A 22,599-nucleotide genomic window follows, 5' to 3' on the forward strand; every position below is an offset into this window, starting at 1 on the left:
TTTGTGACCTAAGCTACAAAAAGCGCCCTGCGGGGCGCTTTTTTTATGTCTGACAGTTGCGCCTTTGGCGGTGCTGGCCTATGCTTCAGTTATGAGATACACATGGCTATTACTGCTGTTTTTTAGCTTCCCGGCGTTGGCTGAGATATACCGCTGGGTGGATGAAAGCGGTAATGTGGTGTTTACTGACGAGCCTCATCCCCAGGCGGAAAAGATAGAAGTCTCGCCTTCCACGGTGTATACCCCTGATGACAGTATCCGTGCACCGGAGCCGGATCAGCCTCCGCTGACTTTGAGTCCGGAGCCAGACAGTAGTGATGAGGATAATGAAGCACCGGCAACGTCCTACGAATTACGCATTATCGCGCCGTCCGGTGATGAGAGTATCTGGAGCAATAACGGCGATTTGACCGTCAGCATGATTGTAGAGCCGGCATTGGATGCCGAGCAGGGCCACAAGATCCTACTCCAGCTTGATGGCGAGGCCGTCAGCGAGCCCAGAGCCTCAACCACCTTCCAACTCAATAATCTCAGCCGCGGCACCCATACGCTGGATGCCATGATAGTGGATGACAATGGCAATACCTTTGCCAGCAGTCCCGTCATCAGTTTCCAGCTTCACCGCACTTCAATTCAGAATAACACCGGCCTGACCCCGCCCGGGCCGACCGGTGGCAGACCCTCACCCAATCCCGGCGCCAACTAGCGCACCTTAATGGTGCATTGAATCGGCGGTTTGATGCTATAGTGCCGGCTATGGCGCGTTCAGACTTGCTTGCGCCCAAGCTATTTATAACGAGTTTTACCTACAATCAACAGCTTAGCATCAGACGCTGCAAAATTGATCATAGATGGAGCGTTTTTTGCTAACAGCTGTGCATGTATATGAGTGTCACCACAATGAGTCACGATGCCATTGCCAGCAATGATGTGTTGGAAAACCTGACCACTGCGGTCGTGGTTCTCGACACGTCTTTGCGTGTTTGTTACATCAACACTGCCACCGAAATTTTGTTTGAGATCAGCCAGCGTCAGGCTGAGCATATACCACTGCAGACTTTACTGCCCGGAGAGAAAAGACTGATCAACTCGCTGCGGCGGGTCGTTTCAACCGGCCAGGCTTTGATTGAACGGGAAGTACACCTGTTTCTGCCTGCCAGCGGTGAAGTCCTTATCGACTGTGCCATGAGGGTACTCGATATCGATCAGTCCTATGTCATCATGGAACTGACACAGCTGGATTATCAGCAGCGCATCAGCCGCGATGAAAACCTGCAGACTCAGCAACAGGTGGTGCGCGGACTGGCTCATGAGATTAAGAATCCGCTGGGCGGCCTTCGCGGTGCCGCGCAGTTACTGGAACGCCAGCTCGACTCTGAAGACCTCAAAGAATACACACGCATTATCATCACCGAAGCGGATCGCCTGCAGAATTTGATGAACCGGATGCTGGGGCCCAACCAGCATCCGGAGAAAAATGACACCAATATTCATGAAGTGCTGCAGCATGTCAGGCAACTGGTGGATATTGAGCTGGATGAACGGCTCAAGTTCAAAGTCGATTACGACCCGAGTATCCCCGAACTTTTTGCCGATTTTGATCAGTTGATTCAGGTTTTTTTGAATATTGTGCGTAATGCGGTACAGGCCATGAAAGGGGTCGGTCTGATTACCCTGCGGACACGCATCAAACGCAATCTCACCATTGAAAAAAATTACTACCGGCTGGGCGTCTTAATAGAAGTTGAAGACAATGGCCCCGGTATACCCGAACCTTTACAGGACAGTCTGTTCTATCCCCTGGTCACCGGTCGTGCTGATGGCACCGGACTGGGGCTCTACCTGGTGCAGAACCTGGTACAACGTAATGGCGGCACAGTGTCCTGTCACAGCCAGCCGGGACAGACTATCTTTTCAGTTATATTTCCCTTGGAGTTAGGACGTGAACGCCAGTAAAGCAATTGCCTGGATTGTCGACGATGATCGATCCATCAGATGGGTGTTACAAAAAGCATTGGAAGCGGTGGATATCACAGTGCGTGCCTTTGAAACGGCCGATGTGGTTTTACATGAATTGAAACAGGGCCGCGAGCAGGCACCTGACGTGCTGATCAGCGATATCCGCATGCCCGGTATCGATGGTCTGCAGTTATTGTCTGAAATCAAAGAACGCTACCCGGAACTGCCGACCATCATCATGACGGCCTATTCCGATCTGGACAGTGCGGTGTCGGTCTATGAAGGCGGCGCCTTTGAATATCTGCCCAAGCCATTTGATGTTGATGAAGCGGTGGAACTGGTGCAACGGGCGATTGCGCTTAGTCAAGAACAGGATAATAGTCCGGCTGAAGATATCAACCTGGGCGCTGAGATTGTCGGTGAAGCCCCGGCCATGCAGGAAGTGTTCAGAGCGATAGGCCGTTTGGCACGCTCCAATATCACAGTCTTAATCAACGGTGAGTCCGGCACGGGTAAAGAACTGGTTGCCCAGGCGCTGCACCGTCACAGTCCGCGTCGGCAGGGGCCGTTTATTGCCCTGAATATGGCGGCGATTCCCAAAGAATTACTGGAGTCGGAACTATTCGGTCACGAAAAGGGCGCTTTTACCGGCGCCCATGTGCAGCGTAAAGGTCGTTTCGAACAGGCCAATGGCGGGACTTTGTTTCTGGATGAAATCGGCGATATGCCCATCGAATTGCAGACTCGCTTATTGCGGGTTTTATCCGATGGTGAGTTTTTCCGTGTCGGTGGCCACAGCGGCGTCAAAGTCGATGTCCGCATTATTGCGGCGACCCACCAGAATCTGGAAAAACTGGTTGAACGTGGCGATTTCCGTGAAGACCTGTTCCACCGACTCAATGTGATACGCATTCACATTCCGTCGCTGCGTGAACGGCGTGAAGACATTCCGGCCCTGGTCGGCTATTTCCTTAACAAGGCGGCCAAAGAACTGAATATGGCCACCAAAAACGTGTCACCGGATGTCGAAATGTATCTGTCGCAGATGCCCTGGCCCGGTAATGTGCGGCAACTGGAAAACACTTGCCGCTGGCTCACCGTGATGTCACCGGGGCAAGTCGTGCAGATGGACGACCTGCCAGTGGAACTCTCGGCAGAGGGTGCTGAAGGCGGAAGTAGTCAGGGCAGTGACTGGCAGCAACTGTTCAGACAGTGGGCAGCCAACAAAGCGTTAACCGGTCAGGAAGGCGCTTTAGCGGATGTCGTACCCTTGATCGAGCACCTGTTAATGGAAGTCGCGCTGGAGAAAACCGCCGGTAAAAGACAGGAAGCAGCCAAGCTTTTAGGCTGGGGCAGAAACACCCTGACCCGTAAATTAAAAGAAAGCTAGATTAATCCTTGCATGGCCCAGGGGGGCTATGTATAATGCGCAGTCTAATCAGGTGCGGGGTGGAGCAGCCTGGTAGCTCGTCGGGCTCATAACCCGAAGGTCGTCAGTTCAAATCTGGCCCCCGCTACCAAATTCATACATGAGTATGAAGACCTGATTAGTCTACAAAACGGCTGAGTTTTTCCTGACCTCTCAGCTGTTCCCCCAAAAAGCCATATTCATTTCATACATTCAATAAGCTTATCTCTGTCCAAAGAAGGCAGGATCACCAACCAGTCCATAGAACTCATGGGCGGCGATTGCTATAGTCTGCTCAAAGGATCCTGAACACTGAGTGTCTTCCCATCGCACAGAAAAGGCTTGAGACAATGTCCTCTGCTGCAGATTTATCTGCAAAAACCCACCTCTATATCACTATTGCAATAATTGTTATTGCGTCACTGGGGAAACTGTTTGATTTTCCCGATATTCCCCGTCCAGCGATTGGCTTCGAGCTCAGTGTGAGCCTGGCAGCCGTACTGCGCTATGGCTATAGAATCATTCCTGCGATCGTGCTCGGCGTTTTAATTTCTCAATTGCTGTTGTCTTCAATACCGGCAATCGCAATAGGCATGACAATATCCTGTGTTGTGGCCGCCGTGCTGGGTAGAGTCAGCATGATGGGTATCGATCATTTCGATAACAACCTCAAAAACAGACAAAGTGTGCTTAGTCTGCTGAGTTGGGGGAGTGGCGTCGCCGCACTTATTTCTACGTTGACGAGCTTGTTGTGGCTGGATGAGGCGGTCGCGGATTTCCAAATTTCATTTGAAGTTTTTTTGCATACCTGGATGTGGACGGCAATGGGCGTATTGTTGATCGCCCCCCGGGTATTGTTGCTGGGCCGCTCTCACTTTGTTAATTCTCATTATGATATGAGACAGATGCTGTGGCTGGGATCCATCACAGTGTCCTGCCTGATCGTGTTCAGCGATTTGATTCTTCATCCCACGCTGAATCATTTATTTCTTCCTTTTATTTTTTACCCGCTCATTGTATGGGGCGCACTATACGCAGGTCTGACGGCAGTTTATGCCGGCGTTTTCCTTATTTTTATTGCTAGCTACAGCAGTCAGTTATTTGGTGTTGGGTTTTATGCGGCTGTTTCAGCAGGGACTGATCTGGAGATCTGGTCATTTATCATGTCGCTGTTGATAACCGGCCTGGCAGTCGGCATCAGTCAGGCCCAGCGTGAGGAAACCGAGTGGAAGGCAGCCAGCAGCCGGATGGATGATCTGCTGTCCCGGACTTCAATGACCCTCAAAACGCTCCTGATGTTGCAATGCAAGACGGCTGTCAATGACATCAGAGGCTGCTACTCAGCGATTTTTCTGGTGGAACAACCGGATAAACTAAAGCTGGAGTCGCAATATAACCTGCCTGAGTCTTTTATCAAGCCGTTTTCGACATCAGATTTTTATCACCTCAATACGCCGGTCAGAGATTGCTTCAATCGGGCAGAAATGGTCAGCTCAATTGAAAACCCGACCAAATGGTTAGACCTGAACACCGATGTGCCTCAGTGGGGTGGTGTGCACTGCTTCCCGATTCTGGATTTATTCCGCAAACCACTGGGCGTGTTGTGTGTTTTCTACAGCTCTTCAGCGCGTTTTCAACTGGCTGATCTGGAAACCTTACAACGCATCGCCTATCAATCATCTTTGCTGATAGTCAGGAAAAGGGCTGAAATTGCCGCGAGGCAAAAGCACCGGGAAGTTGAGAATGAGCGCGCCTTTCTCAGGGCGATTATTGATGCCAACCCGGATGTGATGTTTATCGAAGATCATGCGCGTAAGCTGACTCACAGCAATCGCGCCTTTGAAGCCCTGACCGGGCTGGATCAGGAACAAACTCTGGGCATGCCTGCAACAGATGTCTTTTCGCAGAGATTTGCGCCGTTGACGTCCAAGATGAGCTGGAAAATACTTGAGGGTGAAGCCGCGTTATTACGTGAAGAAGTCTGGCTCAGGAAGCTGGATGATTCAGCAGTCCTGTTCGATCTGGTCAAAGCGCCTATGAAAGATATTGAAGGGAATATCCGCGGGGTAATCAGTATTGGCCGTGACATTACCCAACACAGGGAAGTCGAGTCAGAGTTAGTGGCGATGACTGAGGATCAACAGCGCTCGATTGGCCAGGAGCTGCATGATGGTGTCGGACAAAAAGTGGTGGGTATTTCATTTTTGGCCAAATTACTGGCGCACGGACTGAAAGAAAAAAACTCGGCTTTGGCGCCTAATGCCGCCACACTGGTCACACAAACCAATGAAGTGATCTCTGAAATTCGAGGACTGGCCAGGGGATTGCTGCCAATTGAACTGGAATCAAACGGACTCAACGCAGCATTGGAGAGCCTCACCAAGTACATTGGCCGCACCTATAACGTGACTTGTCATTACCAACCAGATGGTGAGGTGTTGATGAATGATCGCATCGTTTCACTTCACCTTTACCGCATCGCTCAGGAGGCAATGAATAATGCCATCAGACATGGCAAAGCCACGCATATTGAACTGAGCCTGACAGTCAGAAAACACCACTTCAGTCTGGTTATCCGTGATAACGGGATTGGTTTCGATTACGACAAATATCAGCGTAATAAAAAAATCAATGGCATAGGTTTACAGTCGATGATGTACAGGACTAAGCTGATAAGAGCCAAGGTTGAGTTCAACAAACCCGAAGATAATGGCTTTGAAGTCAAAGTTGTCAGATAACTGACTGTCTCCGAGCAAAGACGCTCTATATTATCAATCAGTGTGGCCGATGATCTGGCCATCATTTCCCCATCTTTTATTCCGTATCAGTTCACAAAACTGATTCGGAAGCTAATGGCAATGTGCGTTGTTATTCAATAAAGCGACATGAATCACATTGACAGTTTTAATTAAGTGTTAGCGTGCAAATCCTTTTTTCAGCTTACTGAGGTGTGACCATGGCTCATGAATTGATCAGTGTCATGATAGTTGAAGATCACCAGTTGGTTAGGCAAGGCATGTCCATGCTGATTAACACTCAGGATGACATGAATGTTGTCCATGAATGTGCCAGCGTCAATCATGCAAAACAATACCTGCAAGCCGCTAATAATCAGGTAGATGTGGCGATTATTGATATTTCTCTGGATGACGTATCAGGATTTGAGCTAATCAAGTGGATGCGGATCTATTACGAAAATATCCCCACCCTCGCCATTTCCATGCATGACGAACTGTTGTATGCCGAGCGCACCATTAAAACCGGTGCGAGAGGCTACATCATGAAGCAGGAAGCATCGGATAAAGTCATTAACGGCATCAGGGCAGTGAATGATGGAAAAACTGTGGTGAGCGAAACCATCCGTTCAAGAATTGAGAATCCTGATAATGGTGGTTCTGACTCGGTCATTGATCGCCTCACCGCCTCTGAATACGAAGTTTTCCAGCTGCTCGCGCGCGGCATGTCCACCAGTGATATCGCCGGTCTCAAAAGCCGAAGTGTGAAAACCATTGAAGCGCATCGAGCCAATATCAGAAAAAAACTGGGCCTGGCTGACGGCAATGCCCTGATGCGATACGCCATCAAAATGCAAAGCGATGGCGCCCCCCTGTAATTTGACGAGAAGGAATGCATGAATGGCAAGCATGCCCATAATCACCCAAGGTAATCTCTCGCTCACCTCATTGCTCAAACACGTCATCGAACCCATCGTGGCAGTGTTGACGCTGGTCTCTGTAGCGATGTTCTATGGCGATACCTTAAACCTCAAATACACTATTTTGTGTTTGTTAATTCTGATTATCACCTATCCGGGGGAGTGGATCACCACGAGCGTACAGCGTTTTGCCAGAAGGTTGATATCGTCCTGGCTCATTATCGTCGCTTTACTCTTGTTGCTGGGCTACGGCACACAAACATTGAAGTATTTCCCCCAGGAAATCGTGGTGACCTGGTCTTTATTAACCCCGCTGATGGTGCTGATGTTCAGCGTGGTCATCAAGATGATTGTAGGCAGCGTTCAACTGGTCAAGTCTGGCAGCAAGAAAGCCATTGTTATCGGTGCAAATGACCTTGGGGGCAACTTTGCGGCCAGAATGAACGCCGACGAATTAAGCATGGTCCAGGTCGTTGGTTTTTTCGATAACCAGACATCCTTGCCCGTGCTGAGAAGTGCCGAAGTGCCACTGCTGGGAGATATGTCCGAAGTCGCAGCCTATTGCAAAAGCCAGCAGGTGGACAATGTCTACATTGCCCTGCCGATGGCGGCACAGCCCAGAATCTTACAGTTACTGGATGACTTGAGGGACACCACAGTATCTATCTATTTTCTGCCGGACTTGTTTTTGTATGACATGATTCAGGCCCGCATAGACACCGTCAACGGCTTGCCTGTGGTGGGTGTTTGTGAGAGCCCCTTTCTGGGCCTGAATGGCGTGGTCAAGCGCATCAGCGATATCATTCTGTCAGCCATCATTCTGCTGATGATTTCACCCATTTTGTTGGCGCTGGCGATTGGTGTGAAGGTGAGCTCTCCCGGCCCGGTGCTTTTCAAGCAGTATCGCTATGGTCTTGATGGCAACAAGATCCTTGTCTACAAGTTCAGATCCATGCGGGTCCACAAAGAGGGGGACTATGTCAAACAGGCGACCAAGAACGATGATCGAATCACCCCGTTTGGACACTTTATTCGTAAAACCTCACTGGATGAACTGCCGCAGTTCATTAATGTATTTCAGGGCCGGATGAGTATTGTCGGACCCAGACCACATGCGGTTTCCCACAATGAGGAATACAGAAAACTCATCAAGGGCTATATGGTGAGGCATATGGTTAAGCCGGGAATCACAGGTTGGGCACAGGTCAATGGTTTCAGAGGAGAGACGGATACCCTGGACAAAATGGAAAGCCGTATCCGTCTGGATCTTGAATACCTGCGACACTGGTCGCTCTATCTGGATTTGTGGATCATCCTCAGAACCGTGATCGTTGTGTTCAAGGGCGATGACAATGCCTACTAGCCGGACGGTCCACGTAAACTGCTGAAGCGCCCGGCTGATAAAGCCATCAGGCAAATTCTTTATTGTCTGAAGTCCGGTTGCCAGAAACCGGCTGGCGTTAAGCAGTTAGCAGATTTTTTTCACCCTAAAGTGGCCACTATTGGCATAGCACCAGCTTATGCGCTGAGTGCTTGCCAACTTGTGCTAGCGATGCAGCTGACAATTAGGGGTTTCCCCTATATGCATTTTCCAGTCGATATCTCACCATAGTCGCTATACAAGCAACACCTTTTCGACAGTCACCCTCTCCATCAATTTTTCACTGTAGTGCGGTTACAGCAAGCTGACTTGTTCGAGATGGCAAAGCACAAAGGAAATATGCAGATGAGAACGACATCATTCTATCGATTGTTTTTGGCCTTGTTCATCACATTGCTGCTTGGCTGCGATGCTGCTGAAACATCAGACAACAGCCAGGTGGCTGCCAAAGTAAACAATGTAGAAATAACGGTTCATCAACTTAATCAGGCGATTAGTGCGATGGGAGAAGAGGCACTGAACAAGGATCAGCAAGTGCTCAGACAAGCTGTGCTTGAGAATATGATCCTGCAGACACTGATGGAAAATGAAGCAGAAAAAGCAGATCTTGATCGTGAGCCTCATGTCATGCAGTCAATCGAAGCCGCCAAGCGTCGTGTTCTGGCCTCGGCATACATGCAGCAGCTGGCGACGATCAGTCCTTCCATCTCTGAAACGGATATTGAAAACTATTATTCAGCCAACACCGACTTGTTCGCCAACAGAAAGCTCTTTATCTACCAGCAGGTGACTGTGGAGTCTGATATTGCCAAGTTCGATAATGCACACAAAAAAGTGCAGCAAACGGAGGAGCTCAACGACTTCACTGATTGGCTCAACAATAACGCGATTCCTTTCAAAGCTATCACTAAAGCTAAAACATCAGAGAATATTCCGCCAAGTCTACTGAAACCCTTGTCAACGCTGGATGTTGGCCAGATGGGGTTTATCAACCTGGCTGACGGGCTGGTGGTTATTCAGGTCAAAGACAAACAGCTTCAGCCGGTTGAGCTGGAGATGGCCTCGCCGGCTATCAGGCAGCACCTCAAAGGTCAGCAACGCAAGGCTCAGATACAGAAAACGGTAGAAATGCTAAAAAATGATGCGGTGATTGAGTACAGCGATAATTTTCAGCCCGGCTCAGTGGAAACAACGGAAATTAACGATGATGCACTGCAGACCGAAGCAAGCCAGAAGTCATACATAGAGAAAGGTCTGCAGGGGCTCAACTAAATCAAGCGATTTACATGAAGAGTCTGCCTGTAAAAATGCCGATGCTTATGTTTGGCTTGTCACAAATGCTGCTGAATCCCGCTGCTGCCGCTGAAGGCGATACCTTTACGCCCTATTACAGCAGTGGTCTGGTTTATGACTCCAACTTGCTGAGAATCGATGATGATAATTCGTCCCGGGTCGGGGGCGAGAGCGGCCGTTCCGACACCCTGAAGAAAAACCTGCTGGGAATCGATATCAACTGGCAGTATTCAAGGCAGAAATTGCTGGTCAAGGCGGCAGTCAGTGATAACGATTTCCAACGCTTTAATACACTTGATTACCAGGGACGCTATTTAAAAACCCAGTGGAACTGGCAGCTTGGCAATTATCTGAGTGGTAATGTCGGGCAGACGTATAATCGCGCGCTGGCCAGCTTTAACGATATCAGAGGGCTGTCCGGCAACTTGAGAGAACAACAAAACCGTTTTTTCAATCTGAACTGGCTGATACATCCCAGGTGGCAGGGCAAGCTCTCCTATACCGGCAGGGAAGTCAAGTACGATGAGGCGATTCAGCGGATTGGTGATTTTCAAAGCGACAACATTAGCGTGGGACTGGATTACCTGACACCTAAAGGCAGCCGGGTGGGATTCAGCCTCTCTCAGGAAGCGGGTCAATATCCTAATCGCACAGTCACCGAGGTCAGCACTATCGATGATGGCTATACCCAGAATACAGCTTCAGTCGTGGTGGATTGGCAGTATAGCGTCAAAACCAGTTTTCAAATGCAGACAGCCTATGTCAGCAGAGACTACGACAATTTACCGGAGCGCGACTACGGGGCCTTTGATAAACGCCTCAGTATGACCTACAAACCAACGGTCAAAACCCGGCTCAAGTTATCGGTATTCGATGAGACTTATCCCCGTGATGACCTGCAGGCCAGTGTCAGTGAGAACTTCGGCCAGAGTCTGAAACTGTCATGGCTGCCCACGGCAAAATTAACGCTGGCCGCCAACTACCGGAGGGAGTCCCGTGAGGATATTGATGACCCCGGCTTTGTTAGCGGTCCGGTGGCGCAACGCCAGGATGACAATGACAGCTTCGCTTTCAGCCTTAATTACGAACCACATCCCCAGCTTGATTTCACAGCCGGGTATAAACGCTTAGAGCGTGAATCAAGCTTGCCATTAGGTGATTTCGATGCCGATATTTTCAGTCTGACGGCAACAATCAAAATGTAATTCCAAATCCAACTTGAATAAAGATGGGCCCATTATGAAAAAACTGATCTTCGTTTTACTTCTCAGCATGTCGACCTGGCTTTCAGCGGCAGATAATCCGCTCGGCGCGGGTGACATGCTTCGTATTACCGTTTATGACAACCCGGACCTGACCACGGAAACAAGGGTGACCAGTGATGATAATATCAATTTCCCGCTGATTGGCGTTGTTAATATCTCCGGAAAATCCGTGCCGCAGGTGGAAAAACTGATCGCGACACAACTGGAAAGTCAGGGATTTCTGCGTAAGCCTCAAGTCAATATCGTGGTGACTGAATTTCTGAGTCAGCAGGTATCGATCCTGGGCAATGTCACGGCGCCCAAGCGTATCCCTTTGCACAGCGATATGAGTCTGACCGATGTGCTGGCCATGGCCGGTGGTATTACACAACTGGGCTCAGACACGGTGTCCATCATTTCCAGTAAGGGTGACCAGCCGGGCAAGGAAAAGCTCAGCCTCAGTGACATCTTGAATGGTCAGCAGGCTGATGTGACGGTTTCTCCCGGCGACATTATCTATGTCCACGGGCTACAAGTATCAGTACTCGGTGCGGTTAATAATCCTGGCAAATACCCCATCACTGAGGAGTCCAGCACCGTGTCCGATTTTATTGCGCTGGCTGGTGGCATCGCATCGATGGGCAGTGATGAGGTGACAGTCACCCGACACCAAGCAGAGCAGCAGGAAAAGCACACGGTTATCAATCTGAACGAGATGTTTACCGGTGAAAACAAGTTACAAAACATGGCCCTGCAGGAGGGGGATGTGATTTATGTGCCCCGTGAGCCGAAGTTTTACATTTACGGCGAGGTCAATAACAGCGGCGCTTATCGCTATGAAAACAATATGACCGTGTTTCAGGCGCTGGCGATTGGTGGCGGATTATCCCCCCGTGGCAGTGAGAATGGACTCACCCTTAAACGAAAAAATGCACAAGGTGAATTTGAAACCCATGAAGTGAATGGCACCACCCGAATTCAAAAAGACGATGTTATTTACGTGAAAGAAGCGCTTTTCTAAGGACCCGTCCATGAGTTTAAATCAGCTGATAAAAATACTGTTTGCCCGTCGGGTGATGATTATCGTGGTATTCGGTCTGACGGTGCTGGCTGCGGCAGTGGTGACAATGTTGCAGCCCAAAACCTACCAGGCCAGCTCCACCCTTATTATCAACTATAAGGGCGCCGACCCGGTTACCGGTAACAGCATGGCGCCACAGCTTTCATCGACGTACATGGCGACACAGGTCGATGTTATTTCCAGTAAAAATGTTGCCCTGAAAGTTGTTGAACAGCTTCAACTGGATGAGACACGCTACGCAATCGAAGCGTTCAAAGAGGTCAGTAGCGCTGACAACAATGCCAGCCGGGAGATGGATATCAAAGACTGGCTGGCCGGCGTGCTGCAAAATAAATTGATAGTGCGGCCATCCCGAGAGAGTAATGTGATTGAAGTAGGCTATAGCGGCACTGATCCCAAGTTTGTGGCTACCGTTGCCAATGCCTTTGCCGATGCTTACATTGAAACCAATCTTCACCTAAAGGTCGAGCCATCGCTGGAAGCTGCTGACTGGTTCAGTGAGCGGCTGGCATCTTACCGGGATGAGTTGATCGAAGCTGAAAAAAACTTGTCGGACTACCAGTCGGAAAAAGGCATTGTGGCGCTGGAAGAACGCTGGGATGTTGAAAATGCCAAGCTTGAACAGCTGTCCGAGGAGTTGGTTAACGCTGAAGCCGATGCCCTTGAGTCAAACTCCCGCAGTGATGAGGCCTCAACAGCAACCAGTATCGAGCAGAACCCGGACATCCTGGAGAACTCGCTCATACAGAGCATGAAAGCCGACCTCAACAAGGCGCAAGCCAGTCTGGCCAAAATCAAGCAGCGCTTGAATGTGAATCATCCCCAATATCAGGCGGCCCTGGCCGAAGTGAATAATCTCAAAACGGAATTACAACGGGAAGTCGAGAATGTCACCGGCGGCCTGTCAAACTCGGCAACCATCTCTGATAAACGCGTAGAGGAGCTGGAAGCAGCAGTCAATAAGCAAAAACAGCGGATCCTGGAGCTGAACCAGCAGCGTGATCAACTGGCGGTATTACAACTGGATGTGGAAAGCGCCCAACAAACCCTGGATAAGGCACTTGAAAGGTTCAGTCAGACGTCAATGGAAGGCCAGACCAACCAGAGTGATGTGGCAGTGCTGACACAGGCGGCGCCCCCAATTTATCCCAGCTCGCCCGATGTGAAGCGCAATGTCTTCCTGGCTTTTGTTTTAGGTTTCCTTCTGGCTGTGGGCATGGCGCTGGGGCTGGAGTTTCTCAGTCCACGGGTGCGTTCAACCGAGGATATTGACTTGCCGGTACTGGGCGAGTTGAAAAAAAGAAAATATCAGAACAGCTCATTGCCTACGGCTCAACTGCTGCCGCAGAAGTAATCCGGGTAAATCAGCCACGGTGAGCTGGGCAAAGATCACGGGCACAGCTTGCCGAGCGCATGGCGTAATTTTTAACAGACGAGGGCAATATGAAGGCAGATGCCAAGCAGCTTACATACAGAATCCTGCCACCGGATAGCGCAGCGATTGATCCCGAAGTGTTCGTCGCTTTCACCCTGGATGGTGATGAAGTCGAAGAATACAGAGCATTGAGAACACAACTGTCTCTGCGCTGGTTTGAGAACAACAAATCTTTGGTTTTTACCTCGGCGAGATATGGCCATGGGACCAGCCATGCGGTGGCTAATCTGGCGATTTTATTTTCCCAGATAGGACATAAAACCCTGTTGGTTGATGCCAATATCAGAAAGCCCATGCAGCATGACTTATTCAGGCTGGACAATAGTCAAGGGCTGTCAGACCTCCTGGCAAGAAGGTCACGGGGGAATCAAACCCAGAAGGTGAGGGGCTTTGATAATCTGCATGTCCTGACGGCGGGAACCAAACTACCCAATCCGCTGGAGCTGTTGTCGATAAAAAGCTTTTGGGAGGCTGCCGAGAAGGCCTATGACATCGTACTGATTGATGCGCCTCCAGCGCTTGAATACACCGATGCACAACTTATCGCCTCTCACGTTGGCGGTGGCGTTATCGTCGCCCGTAAAAACGAGACCAAAACCCAAGAAATAAAAAAGGTTGAGCAGCAGTTCGATATTGCCAAGGCTGTCACAGTGGGGGTGGTGCTGAAAGAATTTTAGGGGTTTGGAGCATATCTCTGCTGGCACGTCTGTTTTAACATCAAAACTGTTAATAACACCAGAGAGGAGATAGCTATGAAGAGGTACTGGACCTTGAGCCTGTTTCTGCTAGCGAGTCCGTTTGCTCACGCAGCAGTCGAGTTTGACGGCACGTCTCAAAGCAACACTGAGGCCTCAGCGTATGAAGTTTCCAGCGGGCCGGTGCAGGTGAGCTTTGATACAGCGGGTGACTACACTAACTATTACTCATTTTCCCTGGCCAAGACTGAGGATGTGACATTCAATTTTGATTCATTCCGCATTAACGGCAATGAAGGCATCCTGAATCTGACTGTCAGTGGGCCTAATGGCGTGTCCCAAACCTTTGGCAATGGCCAGGACAGTGGGTCTGTGACTTTTAATGATCTGGCCCCCGATACCTATCTGGTCCAGGTTGACGCGATGACACAAGACAATGGCTCATACACCTTGTCATCTTCTGTTTCTCCCGTCCCAGAACCCAGCACCCTGGCATTGATGATGGCCGGTTTCGGGCTGGTGGGTTTTATGAGTAATCGTCGTCGTCAATTTGTTTGATATTAATCAGGCAGGGTAATGACGGGTGCCTTTACTTGACTTGCTCAGGCAATCACTGAGCAACAGCTGATATCAAGCACGCACAAAAGACAGTACTTGAACAATGGCTACAGGGCAGACCGACGCTGATTTGTATGAGAATGACAATCTGAAGTGGCTATCTATTGTCTTTGCCCTGCTGGCCATGTTCCTGCCCACTTTTTTCAATTTATCGGACAGGCTCTGGCAATCTGAGGACCATGCCCACGGTCCATTTGTATTGCTGATAACACTGGTCCTGTTCTGGAAAAAGCGAGCGGCGCTGCTCAGCAGTTCGACAGCCAGTCCCCAGCCCTTGTTGGGTGCGGTGATCTTTTTTTTCGGGCTGTTGCTTTATCTGCTGGGACGCTCACAGGACATTTTGATTTTTGATGTCGGCGCCCTGGTTCCCGTCGTTATCGGCCTGATTTTGATGACCCGGGGCTGGAAAAGCCTCTTGGCGCTATGGTTCCCGGTGTTTTTTCTTTTGTTTTTATTGCCGATACCGGGCTTTATTGTTGATGCCGTGACCTTACCGATGAAGATCGCGGTGTCCTATGTGGCGGAATCAATACTCTACTGGTTTGATTATCCGGTAGCCCGCAATGGAGTGGTGATGTATGTCGGTCCGTATCAGCTACTGGTGGCAGATGCATGTGCCGGTCTGCAGACTTTAATTTCTCTGGAAGCGATGGGCCTGCTTTATCTGCACCTGGTAAAGCATGACTCATTGTTGCGTAACGGACTGCTGGCATTGGCGATTGTGCCGATTTCCTTCACCGCCAATGTGACGCGGGTTTTAGCTTTGATCCTGATCACCTATTACTTTGGCGATGAAGTGGGGCAGTCCTACTTACATGATTTTGCGGGCTTATTTTTGTTCCTGGTGGCATTGCTGCTGATCATGCTGGTGGATACGCTGCTGTCTGCGTGTTTGAAGCCGGCGCCACAAACACAATGGCGATGAGCGATGACTTGGTTAAAGGTATGCAGTGTTTCAGCTCTGATGGTTTTGACGGCCACGCTGGCGGTGTGGGCCACCCCCACCGACTACCTGGCCAATATCAAACACCGCGAGCCACTGATGACCCATATCAAACCGGTGCTGGGCAGTTGGCAGCTGGCTAAGACCAGTGATGTGTTGGTTACCAGTGCAGTGCTGGATGAAAAGCTGGATAGCGCCTACACCGATCGACTGAGTGAGACCTATTTTAATGCAGATAATCAAAAGGTGATGTTGTCGGTGGCTTACTCGGAAAATCAGCGCTCCGGTCTGGCGGTGCATTTGCCGGAGGCCTGTTACCCCGCGCAGGGTTTCGAGGTTTTGGAAAAAAGATCGTTGCCGCTGATGCTGGCTGATGGCAGACAACTGCAAGTGAAATATATGAAAACGCAACGAGCTAATCGGGTCGAGCCCTTACTTTACTGGACGGTCGCTGGTGAGCGGCTCTACCGGAATAACATTGAGAGAAAGCAGGTGACTGTTGAATATGGGCTCAACAATATTATTCCGGATGGATTGGTGTTCAGGGTTTCCACCATCGAGGCTGATGAGGAAACGGCATTAAACAACATGACTGACTTTGTCAGGGACTTTTACCGTCATCTCGCTGTGTCAGAAAAGCCCCGCTTTTTTGGTGCTGAGTTGACCCAAAGCCACTGATTTCAAGTCTTTTATAACGCGTTAGTAAACGCCCTAATTATCAACATTAAGAACTTTACTATGGAAACATTAGCCAAGAATGTCGTTTCAATGATCCCCGGTTTAAAGCCTTTTCTGAAAAGGCGCCGGGATGGTTTTAATCGTAGTCTGTTGAGATACCGCTGTTACCGCTACGAGAAAAAAGTGAACGCCAGACATATGGGTTGGCAGCATTCGGGCACGGTCAACTATTCAAAACGCAGTTCAGAGCTCATTTTCTGGTATCACAAGTTGGAAAAAGGCCTGTGTTTACCGCCCGAAAACCGGCGTTTTTTCGGGCAGTATCCGGCGCAGCAGACATTAATGCTGTTGAGAAAATGGCGCTCGGATCGCCTGTCTTGTGACGCTACTGTCTACAAAGCAGCGATTGGGGTATTGGAGGGCTATCGTGACTTTGTCCAGAACATCGACCCTCAAACCACGCAGGTAAAGCAAACCCTGACCGAACTCAATGCTTTCTTATCCGTGCAGGACAAGACGGAGGATAGCTATAGAACGCCCATCGATTTCAAGCTCCTGCCCGAAGACAGTTATGACGTACTGTATTCGCTGGCGCTGAGCAGAAGAAGCACACGCAATTTCAAGTCCCAGCCGGTTTCAATGGACATCGTCGAGAAAGCAGCAGCGCTGGCTCAACTGAGCCCCAGTGCCTGTAACCGGCAGCCCTGGCGTCTGCATCTGTATCAGGACAAAAACGACATTGAGCGGATGTTGGAATTGCAAAACGGCAATCGTGGTTTTGGTCATACCATTCCGATGCTAGCTGTGGTCTGCTGCGATATGGGGGCGTTTTTCGATTCCACCGAGAGAAATGAACCGTCACTCGACGGCGGCCTGTTTCTGATGTCCTTGCTTTACGCCCTGCAATCAATGGGGCTGGCGAGTTGCTGTCTGAACTGGTGTGTGGATCCCAGGCGCGATCAACAAGGCCACCGTACCGGCGCTATTCCCGACAATGAAAAGATCCTGACCTTCCTGGCAATTGGCTATGCCGCTGACGATACCGTGGTGCCATTGTCTGCCAGAAGGCCGCTGTCTGATCTTATCGTCGAGCACTGATCCTGCCATGCGTCTTTTCAACATCAGCCAATCCGGAGTGACCCGATGGGCTTAGCCTCAAAAGCCGCCCGTGGCGGCATGATCATGATGTCGGGGCAGGCCGGTAAAGTGTTGCTGCAGATGTTGAATCTGATCATTCTGGCGCGGCTGCTCGAACCCGAGAGTTTCGGGCTGGTGGCAATGATTGTGTCTTTGTATGGCATTGGTGAAATCATCCGCGATTGTGGCCTGTCGACAGCCGCAATACTAACCCGGGAACTGACGCATAAACAGGCCAGTAATTTATTCTGGGCCAATCTTTTGATTGGTGGCGGTTTAACGCTCGCGGCCTACTGTTTAGCCCAAGTCATTGCTGATTTTTACAACCGGGTTGAGCTCATTGAGATCGCACAGTTTCTGTCACTGATCTTTCTGCTCAATGGTGCAGCGTCACAGTTCAAGGCCAAGCTGAACCGTGAGCTGAAGTTCGGCTTTCTGATCACTGTTGAGTTAGTGGGCACCCTGATCGGCATTGCTATCGGGATCTACCTTGCCTACACGGGTTATTCCTACATGGCGATTGTTTACCAGCAGATCGTGCAGGCACTGGTTTTTCTGCTGTTCTATGCCCTGTTGTCACGCTGGTGGCCGGGACTGCCACAGCGTGAGGCGGGCACTAAACAGCTTTTCTCCTTCGGCTGGAATCTGATGGGCGCACAAGTGCTGGGCTATTTATCCAAGAATATGCCGGTGGTGATGATTGGTTATAAGTTCGGTGCCACGCCGCTGGGCTTTTTTGAGCGGGCGATGCAGATTTTGATGATGCCGCTGAACCAGCTCAGCGCGCCCTCACAGGCAGTCGCTGTGCCGGTGCTTTCCAGACTGGAGAATGAAGACAGGCACAAGTACAACCAGTTTCTGGTGTTTGGGCAGAACATTATCGTCCACCTTATCTGCCTGGGACTGGTACTTATCGTGACCCAGACAGAGCGGCTGGTGGCGCTGGTGCTGGGCCCGCAATGGACTGAGCTGGTTCCGGTTTTTCAGGCCTTATCAGCGGGCGGCGTATTCCTGGTGCTGGGCTACAGCAGTTACTGGGTCTTTCTCAGTAAAGGCATCACCAACCGTCTGTTCAGACTCAGCCTGATAACCCGGCCTTTGATTATTGCGATCACAGCGCTGGGCCTGATGGGCACGATAACGACCGTGGCGCTTTGCTATTCCATTGGCCTTGCAGTGTCGTGGCTGTTGGGGATTGTGTGCCTCAAAGATACCGGCATTCCGGTCAGGCGCATGATCGTGACACCGCTGGTGGTGGCTGCCGTTTATTTTTCAGCCGCGTTTTTGTCTGCACAAATGGTGGCGGATTTTGAACTGGGACTGCTACAGGGGATCGCTTCGGGCTGGCTGTTGCTGGCAGGCCTGCTGGTTGTGGCCTATTGTCTGATTCCGATATTCAGACACAGCGTCAATCAGCTTTTTGAATTACGACATTACCTCAACAAGGTGAAATTAGCCTGATGAAACAGCTTATTAAAAACTGCATCCCCACGACATTTATCAACGTCATGATGGGGCGCTTTCTGCTCTTTTGCATGCGCAGTAGGGGCAAGCGGCTTGTTAGGCCGGATACTTCAGCGCTTATCGCCGCGCCGGGCGGCGGCAATATTGGTGATCAGGCGATGCTGGAGTCGTTTCTGCACAATGTGGCCGATAAGAAACTGATTATTACCACCAATCAGAATGCCTTAAGCATTCCGCCGCTGTACTCGCTGGATGTCGAGGTCATAACAATGCCCGGTCTGATTTACGGGCAGCCGCATGCTTTTGTGCGTGACTTTGTCCGCTTTCTACGCTTGCTCCCAAGACTGAAATCATTGTCGGTGATAGGCGCTGATGTGATGGATGGCGGCTACAACCCACACGCTTCTGCCATGCGGGCCTATGCAGGCATATTTGCAATGAAGGCGGGGGTGCCATCACGAATCCTCGGGTTCAGCTGGAATAATCGACCTCACCGTAAAGCTGTTGCGGCGCTGCGCCTTGCTGACAAAACAGGCGTTTCACTGCTGGTAAGGGATGCCGTCTCGCACCAGCGTCTGAATGAGTTGGGCATGCGCAACACGGCATTAACAGCCGACCTGGTTTTTGCCAATCCCAATCAGCAGGATCAGGGCATTGATGATGTGCTTGGTTACTGCCGGGACAAGCCGGTGGCACTGGTAAACGCCAGCGGCCTGATAGCAAAAGAGATTGATCAGATCGAAGAGTACAAGGCCATCATCAATAAGCTGCATGAAAAGCAGTATGCCGTGGTGTTACTGCCTCATGTGATTCGTGATGGCGCCAATGATCTTGATGTCTGTGAAGCCATCGCTGCCAGTGACCCCGACATCTATTTTGTTAACAGGCTGCTTGAACCGGATCAGGTTAAACGCCTGGCACAAGCAGCCCAACTGGTGGTGACCGGGCGAATGCACTTGTCAATTATGTCTCTCAATGCTGGTACTCCCGCCATCGTGCTCTCAACGCAGGGGAAAGTGGATGGCCTGATGAAGTTTTTCTCGCTGCCCGAATTGTCTCTGGAGCCGGAACCGGGCTTCGGGGCCAGGGTGGCCAGCTTGATAGACCTTGTTCAGAACAACCATGAAAACTACCTCGCTAAGCTGGCACAAAACATCGAGCAGGTGCGGCTTTTGGCTAACAAAAATTTCCAGCAGCCATCATGACACTCAAGCTTGAGTCAATCGGGAACAGCACTGCCAAAAGCGGCCATGCCGGGGTTTGTGTGGCAGCGAGCTGCAGAATAAAAGAACAGTGGTCTGTATCACAGCATCGGCAGAGCCGGAATTATAGGGTGTGAAGCCCAAAGGCTCCAGTGACTTTCAACGAACCAGAGTAGATGGATGAAAATACTTTTTTACCCAGAACCTGACGGCGCCAATGAATACACGTCAAACATGGTTGAGCACATTGAAACTGTGGTCGGCAAGCCGCTTTGCTATGCGCCCAATATCAAAGACATCGTGCTCAGACCACACAAGACGCTGTGTTACAAAAAGTACGATATTGCGGTGATCAACTGGTTGGAAAATAACCTCAGAAGCGAGGGGAAAAAATTATTTTTGTTCGGCATAGTGAAATTCCTGGTTTACATTCTGTTCTTCAAGCTGGCTGCCAGAAAAACCGTTTACGTCAGGCATAACATCTGTCCGCACGATATGCCCAGGCTGCAGGCGAGACTGACACGGAAAATCGTTGATTTCGGCGAATTGTTGTTCGACAGGAAAGTCGCTCACTCAGGTCACCTAGAGAATCAGGATTACTTCTATATCCCTCACCCACTCTATGAGACAGGTATTGATGCGCAGCGTGTTGACAGTGCCGAACCACAGCAGAGCTACTACCTGATGTTCGGACGGGTTGAGCGCTACAAGCAAATCCACAGCATTATAGAAAACTGGCCTGACAGGGAAAAGCTGCTTATAGCCGGGCCGGCTTCGGACCATGACTACGTCAGTGAGCTGATTGCCGAGGCAGAAGGGCGCAATATTGATTTTGATATTCGCTTCATACCCGATGAAGAAATTGCAGCCATCATGTCTGCTGCCAAGGCCACCATCCTCTCACATGACAATGAAGAGATGATTGTCAGCGGCAGCTTTTTTCATGCCATCAGTTATGGCGTGCCGGTGATTGCTTCAGAACAGGCCTTTTTGAACTGGCTTAAGCGCGATAAAGACTTCAGCGGTCTGGAGTTGTTCAGTTCCGTGGGCGAGCTTGATGCTGTTATCAACAAGCCAAGAGTCTCAACCAAGAACACCATTTTATCTGAGTCTGCCGCCCTGTTTGGGAAACAGCAGGTTCAAACCAACCTGAGACAGCTGTTTAAAGAGTTGCAGGCTGACTTGCCCTGAGCATGAGGAACTGAGATGAAGAAATTATGTATTATCGCAGCCGCCTATCCGCCCAACATAAAGGGGGGCGGGGAAAAGTCCACCCAACTGCTGGCTCAAGGCTTATCTTATCTGGGTAATGAGGTCACGGTATTAACGGTGGATCACAAGGTGCATCAATTCAGGGATGGTGAGGTGCTGGTCAAAGCAATCCGCACACCCAATATCTACTGGAACTTCAAGCACAGCCAACCGCCGGTCAGGAAGCTGATCTGGCATTTCAAAGAAAATGTGAACCCGCGGGCGGTGCGGTCATTACTGGCAGAGCTAGAGACTATCCAGCCTGATGCGGTGCTCACCAGCACAATCGAAAATTTTGGTAACAGTGTCTGGGTAGCCTGTCATCAGCTGAATATACCGGTCGCCCATATCCTGCGCAGCTATTACACCCTGTGCTTTAAAGGCACGATGTTCCGTCAAGGTCAGAACTGCAAATCCCGCTGTCTGAGCTGCCGCACCGGCACCATCGGGCGGGCCCGCAGTGCTGCCAGAGTGAACGGCCTGATCGGCATCAGCGATTTTATCCTGCAAAAGCATCGCCCGTATTTCAGCAATGCCCTGAAAACAGTGATTTTCAACCCTGTCGAAGCACCGCCTGATGTGAATATTGATGATGAGTCGGCGTCCAGGCGTTTTGCTTACCTCGGCCGCATCGAGCCAGAGAAAGGGGTCGAGTTGCTGCTACAGGCATTCCAGTCTCTGCCAGATGATTATGAGTTGAAGATCGCCGGCACCGGCAAAGAAGACTATGTCCAGCATCTGAAGCAAAAATATCCCTCGGCACGTATCCAGTTTCTGGGCTGGGTCGCGGCTGAAGACGTCTATCGTGAGGTGGACTTTGTAATCGTACCCTCGATGTGGAATGAACCCTTTGGCCGCACTGTCATTGAGGCCTATTCTCACGGACGCGCAGTGATTGCTTCGGCAAGAGGCGGTTTGAAAGAGCTGGTCAAGGAAGGTGAAACCGGTCAGCTGTTTGAGCCGGATGACCCTGAAAAGGTCAGAGCAGCCTGTCTTGCCGCGGTAGCGAATCAACTGGCATCCAGGTCAGTGAGGCTGAAACTGCAACAACATGCTGAACGCTTTTCAGTCAGCACTATCGCTGCGCAATACGACGCTTTTATCGAGCAGATGATTGAAGCTGCGGGCACCGATTACCGCGCTTTAGTGAGTTGA

Annotated in this window: 19 protein-coding genes and 1 tRNA gene; all 20 read left to right on the top strand. The window is 50.4% G+C overall.

The features are described 5' to 3' along the window. Positions 1-91 precede the first annotated feature (91 nt). The 20 genes from Q0X64_RS11575 (at position 92) to Q0X64_RS11670 (ending at position 22,599) form a co-directional block, all read left to right on the top strand. Positions 92-706, top strand: coding sequence for a DUF4124 domain-containing protein (locus tag Q0X64_RS11575; protein WP_297813117.1), 615 nt, complete (start codon positions 92-94; stop codon positions 704-706). A gap of 173 nt (positions 707-879) precedes the next feature. Then, the gene (gene glnL / locus Q0X64_RS11580) at positions 880-1,956 is read left to right on the top strand and encodes a nitrogen regulation protein NR(II) (protein ID WP_297813120.1); all 1,077 of its coding nucleotides are present in this window, start codon (positions 880-882) and stop codon (positions 1,954-1,956) included. Beyond that, entirely contained in the window at positions 1,943-3,349 is a 1,407-nt protein-coding gene (gene ntrC / locus Q0X64_RS11585) for a nitrogen regulation protein NR(I) (protein WP_297813123.1), read from the top strand. Before glnL ends, ntrC begins: the two co-directional genes overlap by 14 nt. Before the next feature lie 53 nt (positions 3,350-3,402). Next, positions 3,403-3,479, top strand: a tRNA-Met gene (locus Q0X64_RS11590). A 238-nt stretch (positions 3,480-3,717) separates the two neighbouring features. After that, a complete protein-coding gene (locus tag Q0X64_RS11595; RefSeq protein ID WP_297813126.1) occupies positions 3,718-6,105 on the top strand; it encodes a PAS domain S-box protein in 2,388 nt (795 codons plus the stop codon). Positions 6,106-6,323: 218 nt separating this feature from the next. Beyond that, complete coding sequence (locus Q0X64_RS11600; protein ID WP_297813129.1) at positions 6,324-6,980, top strand: response regulator transcription factor; 657 nt, start codon at positions 6,324-6,326, stop codon at positions 6,978-6,980. A gap of 22 nt (positions 6,981-7,002) precedes the next feature. Continuing rightward, positions 7,003-8,385 (top strand): undecaprenyl-phosphate glucose phosphotransferase, encoded by a 1,383-nt coding sequence (locus Q0X64_RS11605; protein WP_297813132.1) that lies wholly within the window; start codon positions 7,003-7,005, stop codon positions 8,383-8,385. 363 nt (positions 8,386-8,748) lie between these two features. Continuing rightward, entirely contained in the window at positions 8,749-9,675 is a 927-nt protein-coding gene (locus Q0X64_RS11610) for an EpsD family peptidyl-prolyl cis-trans isomerase (protein WP_297813135.1), read from the top strand. A 14-nt stretch (positions 9,676-9,689) separates the two neighbouring features. Further along, complete coding sequence (gene epsL / locus Q0X64_RS11615; protein ID WP_297813138.1) at positions 9,690-10,901, top strand: XrtB/PEP-CTERM-associated polysaccharide biosynthesis outer membrane protein EpsL; 1,212 nt, start codon at positions 9,690-9,692, stop codon at positions 10,899-10,901. 34 nt (positions 10,902-10,935) lie between these two features. Next, the gene (locus Q0X64_RS11620) at positions 10,936-11,961 is read left to right on the top strand and encodes an SLBB domain-containing protein (RefSeq protein WP_297813141.1); all 1,026 of its coding nucleotides are present in this window, start codon (positions 10,936-10,938) and stop codon (positions 11,959-11,961) included. 10 nt (positions 11,962-11,971) lie between these two features. Further along, positions 11,972-13,375, top strand: a complete 1,404-nt coding sequence (gene epsF / locus Q0X64_RS11625) for a chain length determinant protein EpsF (RefSeq protein ID WP_297813144.1) — start codon at positions 11,972-11,974, stop codon at positions 13,373-13,375. An 89-nt stretch (positions 13,376-13,464) separates the two neighbouring features. Next, positions 13,465-14,133, top strand: coding sequence for a CpsD/CapB family tyrosine-protein kinase (locus Q0X64_RS11630; protein WP_297813147.1), 669 nt, complete (start codon positions 13,465-13,467; stop codon positions 14,131-14,133). A 75-nt stretch (positions 14,134-14,208) separates the two neighbouring features. After that, a complete protein-coding gene (locus Q0X64_RS11635) occupies positions 14,209-14,709 on the top strand; it encodes an FxDxF family PEP-CTERM protein (RefSeq protein WP_297813150.1) in 501 nt (166 codons plus the stop codon). A 103-nt stretch (positions 14,710-14,812) separates the two neighbouring features. After that, positions 14,813-15,694, top strand: coding sequence for an exosortase B (gene xrtB, locus Q0X64_RS11640; protein ID WP_297813153.1), 882 nt, complete (start codon positions 14,813-14,815; stop codon positions 15,692-15,694). Positions 15,695-15,697: 3 nt separating this feature from the next. Next, the gene (locus Q0X64_RS11645) at positions 15,698-16,390 is read left to right on the top strand and encodes an exosortase C-terminal domain/associated protein EpsI (RefSeq protein ID WP_297813156.1); all 693 of its coding nucleotides are present in this window, start codon (positions 15,698-15,700) and stop codon (positions 16,388-16,390) included. Positions 16,391-16,450: 60 nt separating this feature from the next. Next, positions 16,451-17,488, top strand: coding sequence for a nitroreductase family protein (locus Q0X64_RS11650; protein ID WP_297813158.1), 1,038 nt, complete (start codon positions 16,451-16,453; stop codon positions 17,486-17,488). Positions 17,489-17,533: 45 nt separating this feature from the next. Beyond that, on the top strand, positions 17,534-18,988 hold the full coding sequence (locus Q0X64_RS11655; protein WP_297813160.1) for a lipopolysaccharide biosynthesis protein: 1,455 nt from the start codon (positions 17,534-17,536) through the stop codon (positions 18,986-18,988). Next, the gene (locus tag Q0X64_RS11660; RefSeq protein ID WP_297813163.1) at positions 18,988-20,196 is read left to right on the top strand and encodes a polysaccharide pyruvyl transferase family protein; all 1,209 of its coding nucleotides are present in this window, start codon (positions 18,988-18,990) and stop codon (positions 20,194-20,196) included. Before Q0X64_RS11655 ends, Q0X64_RS11660 begins: the two co-directional genes overlap by 1 nt. A 177-nt stretch (positions 20,197-20,373) precedes the next feature. Continuing rightward, a complete protein-coding gene (locus Q0X64_RS11665) occupies positions 20,374-21,384 on the top strand; it encodes a glycosyltransferase (protein WP_297813165.1) in 1,011 nt (336 codons plus the stop codon). A 15-nt stretch (positions 21,385-21,399) separates the two neighbouring features. Continuing rightward, positions 21,400-22,599, top strand: a complete 1,200-nt coding sequence (locus tag Q0X64_RS11670; RefSeq protein WP_297813168.1) for a glycosyltransferase family 4 protein — start codon at positions 21,400-21,402, stop codon at positions 22,597-22,599.

The sequence above is a fragment of the uncultured Methylophaga sp. genome, assembly GCF_947259025.1.
Lineage (GTDB): Bacteria > Pseudomonadota > Gammaproteobacteria > Nitrosococcales > Methylophagaceae > Methylophaga.

Coding starts and splice junctions, on each gene's coding strand:
- Q0X64_RS11575 (WP_297813117.1), top strand. CDS start 92: ATGAGATACACATGGCTATTACTGCTGTTTTTTAGCTTCCCGGCGTTG.
- glnL (WP_297813120.1), top strand. CDS start 880: ATGTATATGAGTGTCACCACAATGAGTCACGATGCCATTGCCAGCAAT.
- Q0X64_RS11595 (WP_297813126.1), top strand. CDS start 3,718: ATGTCCTCTGCTGCAGATTTATCTGCAAAAACCCACCTCTATATCACT.
- Q0X64_RS11600 (WP_297813129.1), top strand. CDS start 6,324: ATGGCTCATGAATTGATCAGTGTCATGATAGTTGAAGATCACCAGTTG.
- Q0X64_RS11605 (WP_297813132.1), top strand. CDS start 7,003: ATGGCAAGCATGCCCATAATCACCCAAGGTAATCTCTCGCTCACCTCA.
- Q0X64_RS11610 (WP_297813135.1), top strand. CDS start 8,749: ATGAGAACGACATCATTCTATCGATTGTTTTTGGCCTTGTTCATCACA.
- epsL (WP_297813138.1), top strand. CDS start 9,690: ATGAAGAGTCTGCCTGTAAAAATGCCGATGCTTATGTTTGGCTTGTCA.
- Q0X64_RS11620 (WP_297813141.1), top strand. CDS start 10,936: ATGAAAAAACTGATCTTCGTTTTACTTCTCAGCATGTCGACCTGGCTT.
- epsF (WP_297813144.1), top strand. CDS start 11,972: ATGAGTTTAAATCAGCTGATAAAAATACTGTTTGCCCGTCGGGTGATG.
- Q0X64_RS11630 (WP_297813147.1), top strand. CDS start 13,465: ATGAAGGCAGATGCCAAGCAGCTTACATACAGAATCCTGCCACCGGAT.
- Q0X64_RS11635 (WP_297813150.1), top strand. CDS start 14,209: ATGAAGAGGTACTGGACCTTGAGCCTGTTTCTGCTAGCGAGTCCGTTT.
- xrtB (WP_297813153.1), top strand. CDS start 14,813: ATGGCTACAGGGCAGACCGACGCTGATTTGTATGAGAATGACAATCTG.
- Q0X64_RS11645 (WP_297813156.1), top strand. CDS start 15,698: ATGACTTGGTTAAAGGTATGCAGTGTTTCAGCTCTGATGGTTTTGACG.
- Q0X64_RS11650 (WP_297813158.1), top strand. CDS start 16,451: ATGGAAACATTAGCCAAGAATGTCGTTTCAATGATCCCCGGTTTAAAG.
- Q0X64_RS11655 (WP_297813160.1), top strand. CDS start 17,534: ATGGGCTTAGCCTCAAAAGCCGCCCGTGGCGGCATGATCATGATGTCG.
- Q0X64_RS11660 (WP_297813163.1), top strand. CDS start 18,988: ATGAAACAGCTTATTAAAAACTGCATCCCCACGACATTTATCAACGTC.
- Q0X64_RS11665 (WP_297813165.1), top strand. CDS start 20,374: ATGAAAATACTTTTTTACCCAGAACCTGACGGCGCCAATGAATACACG.
- Q0X64_RS11670 (WP_297813168.1), top strand. CDS start 21,400: ATGAAGAAATTATGTATTATCGCAGCCGCCTATCCGCCCAACATAAAG.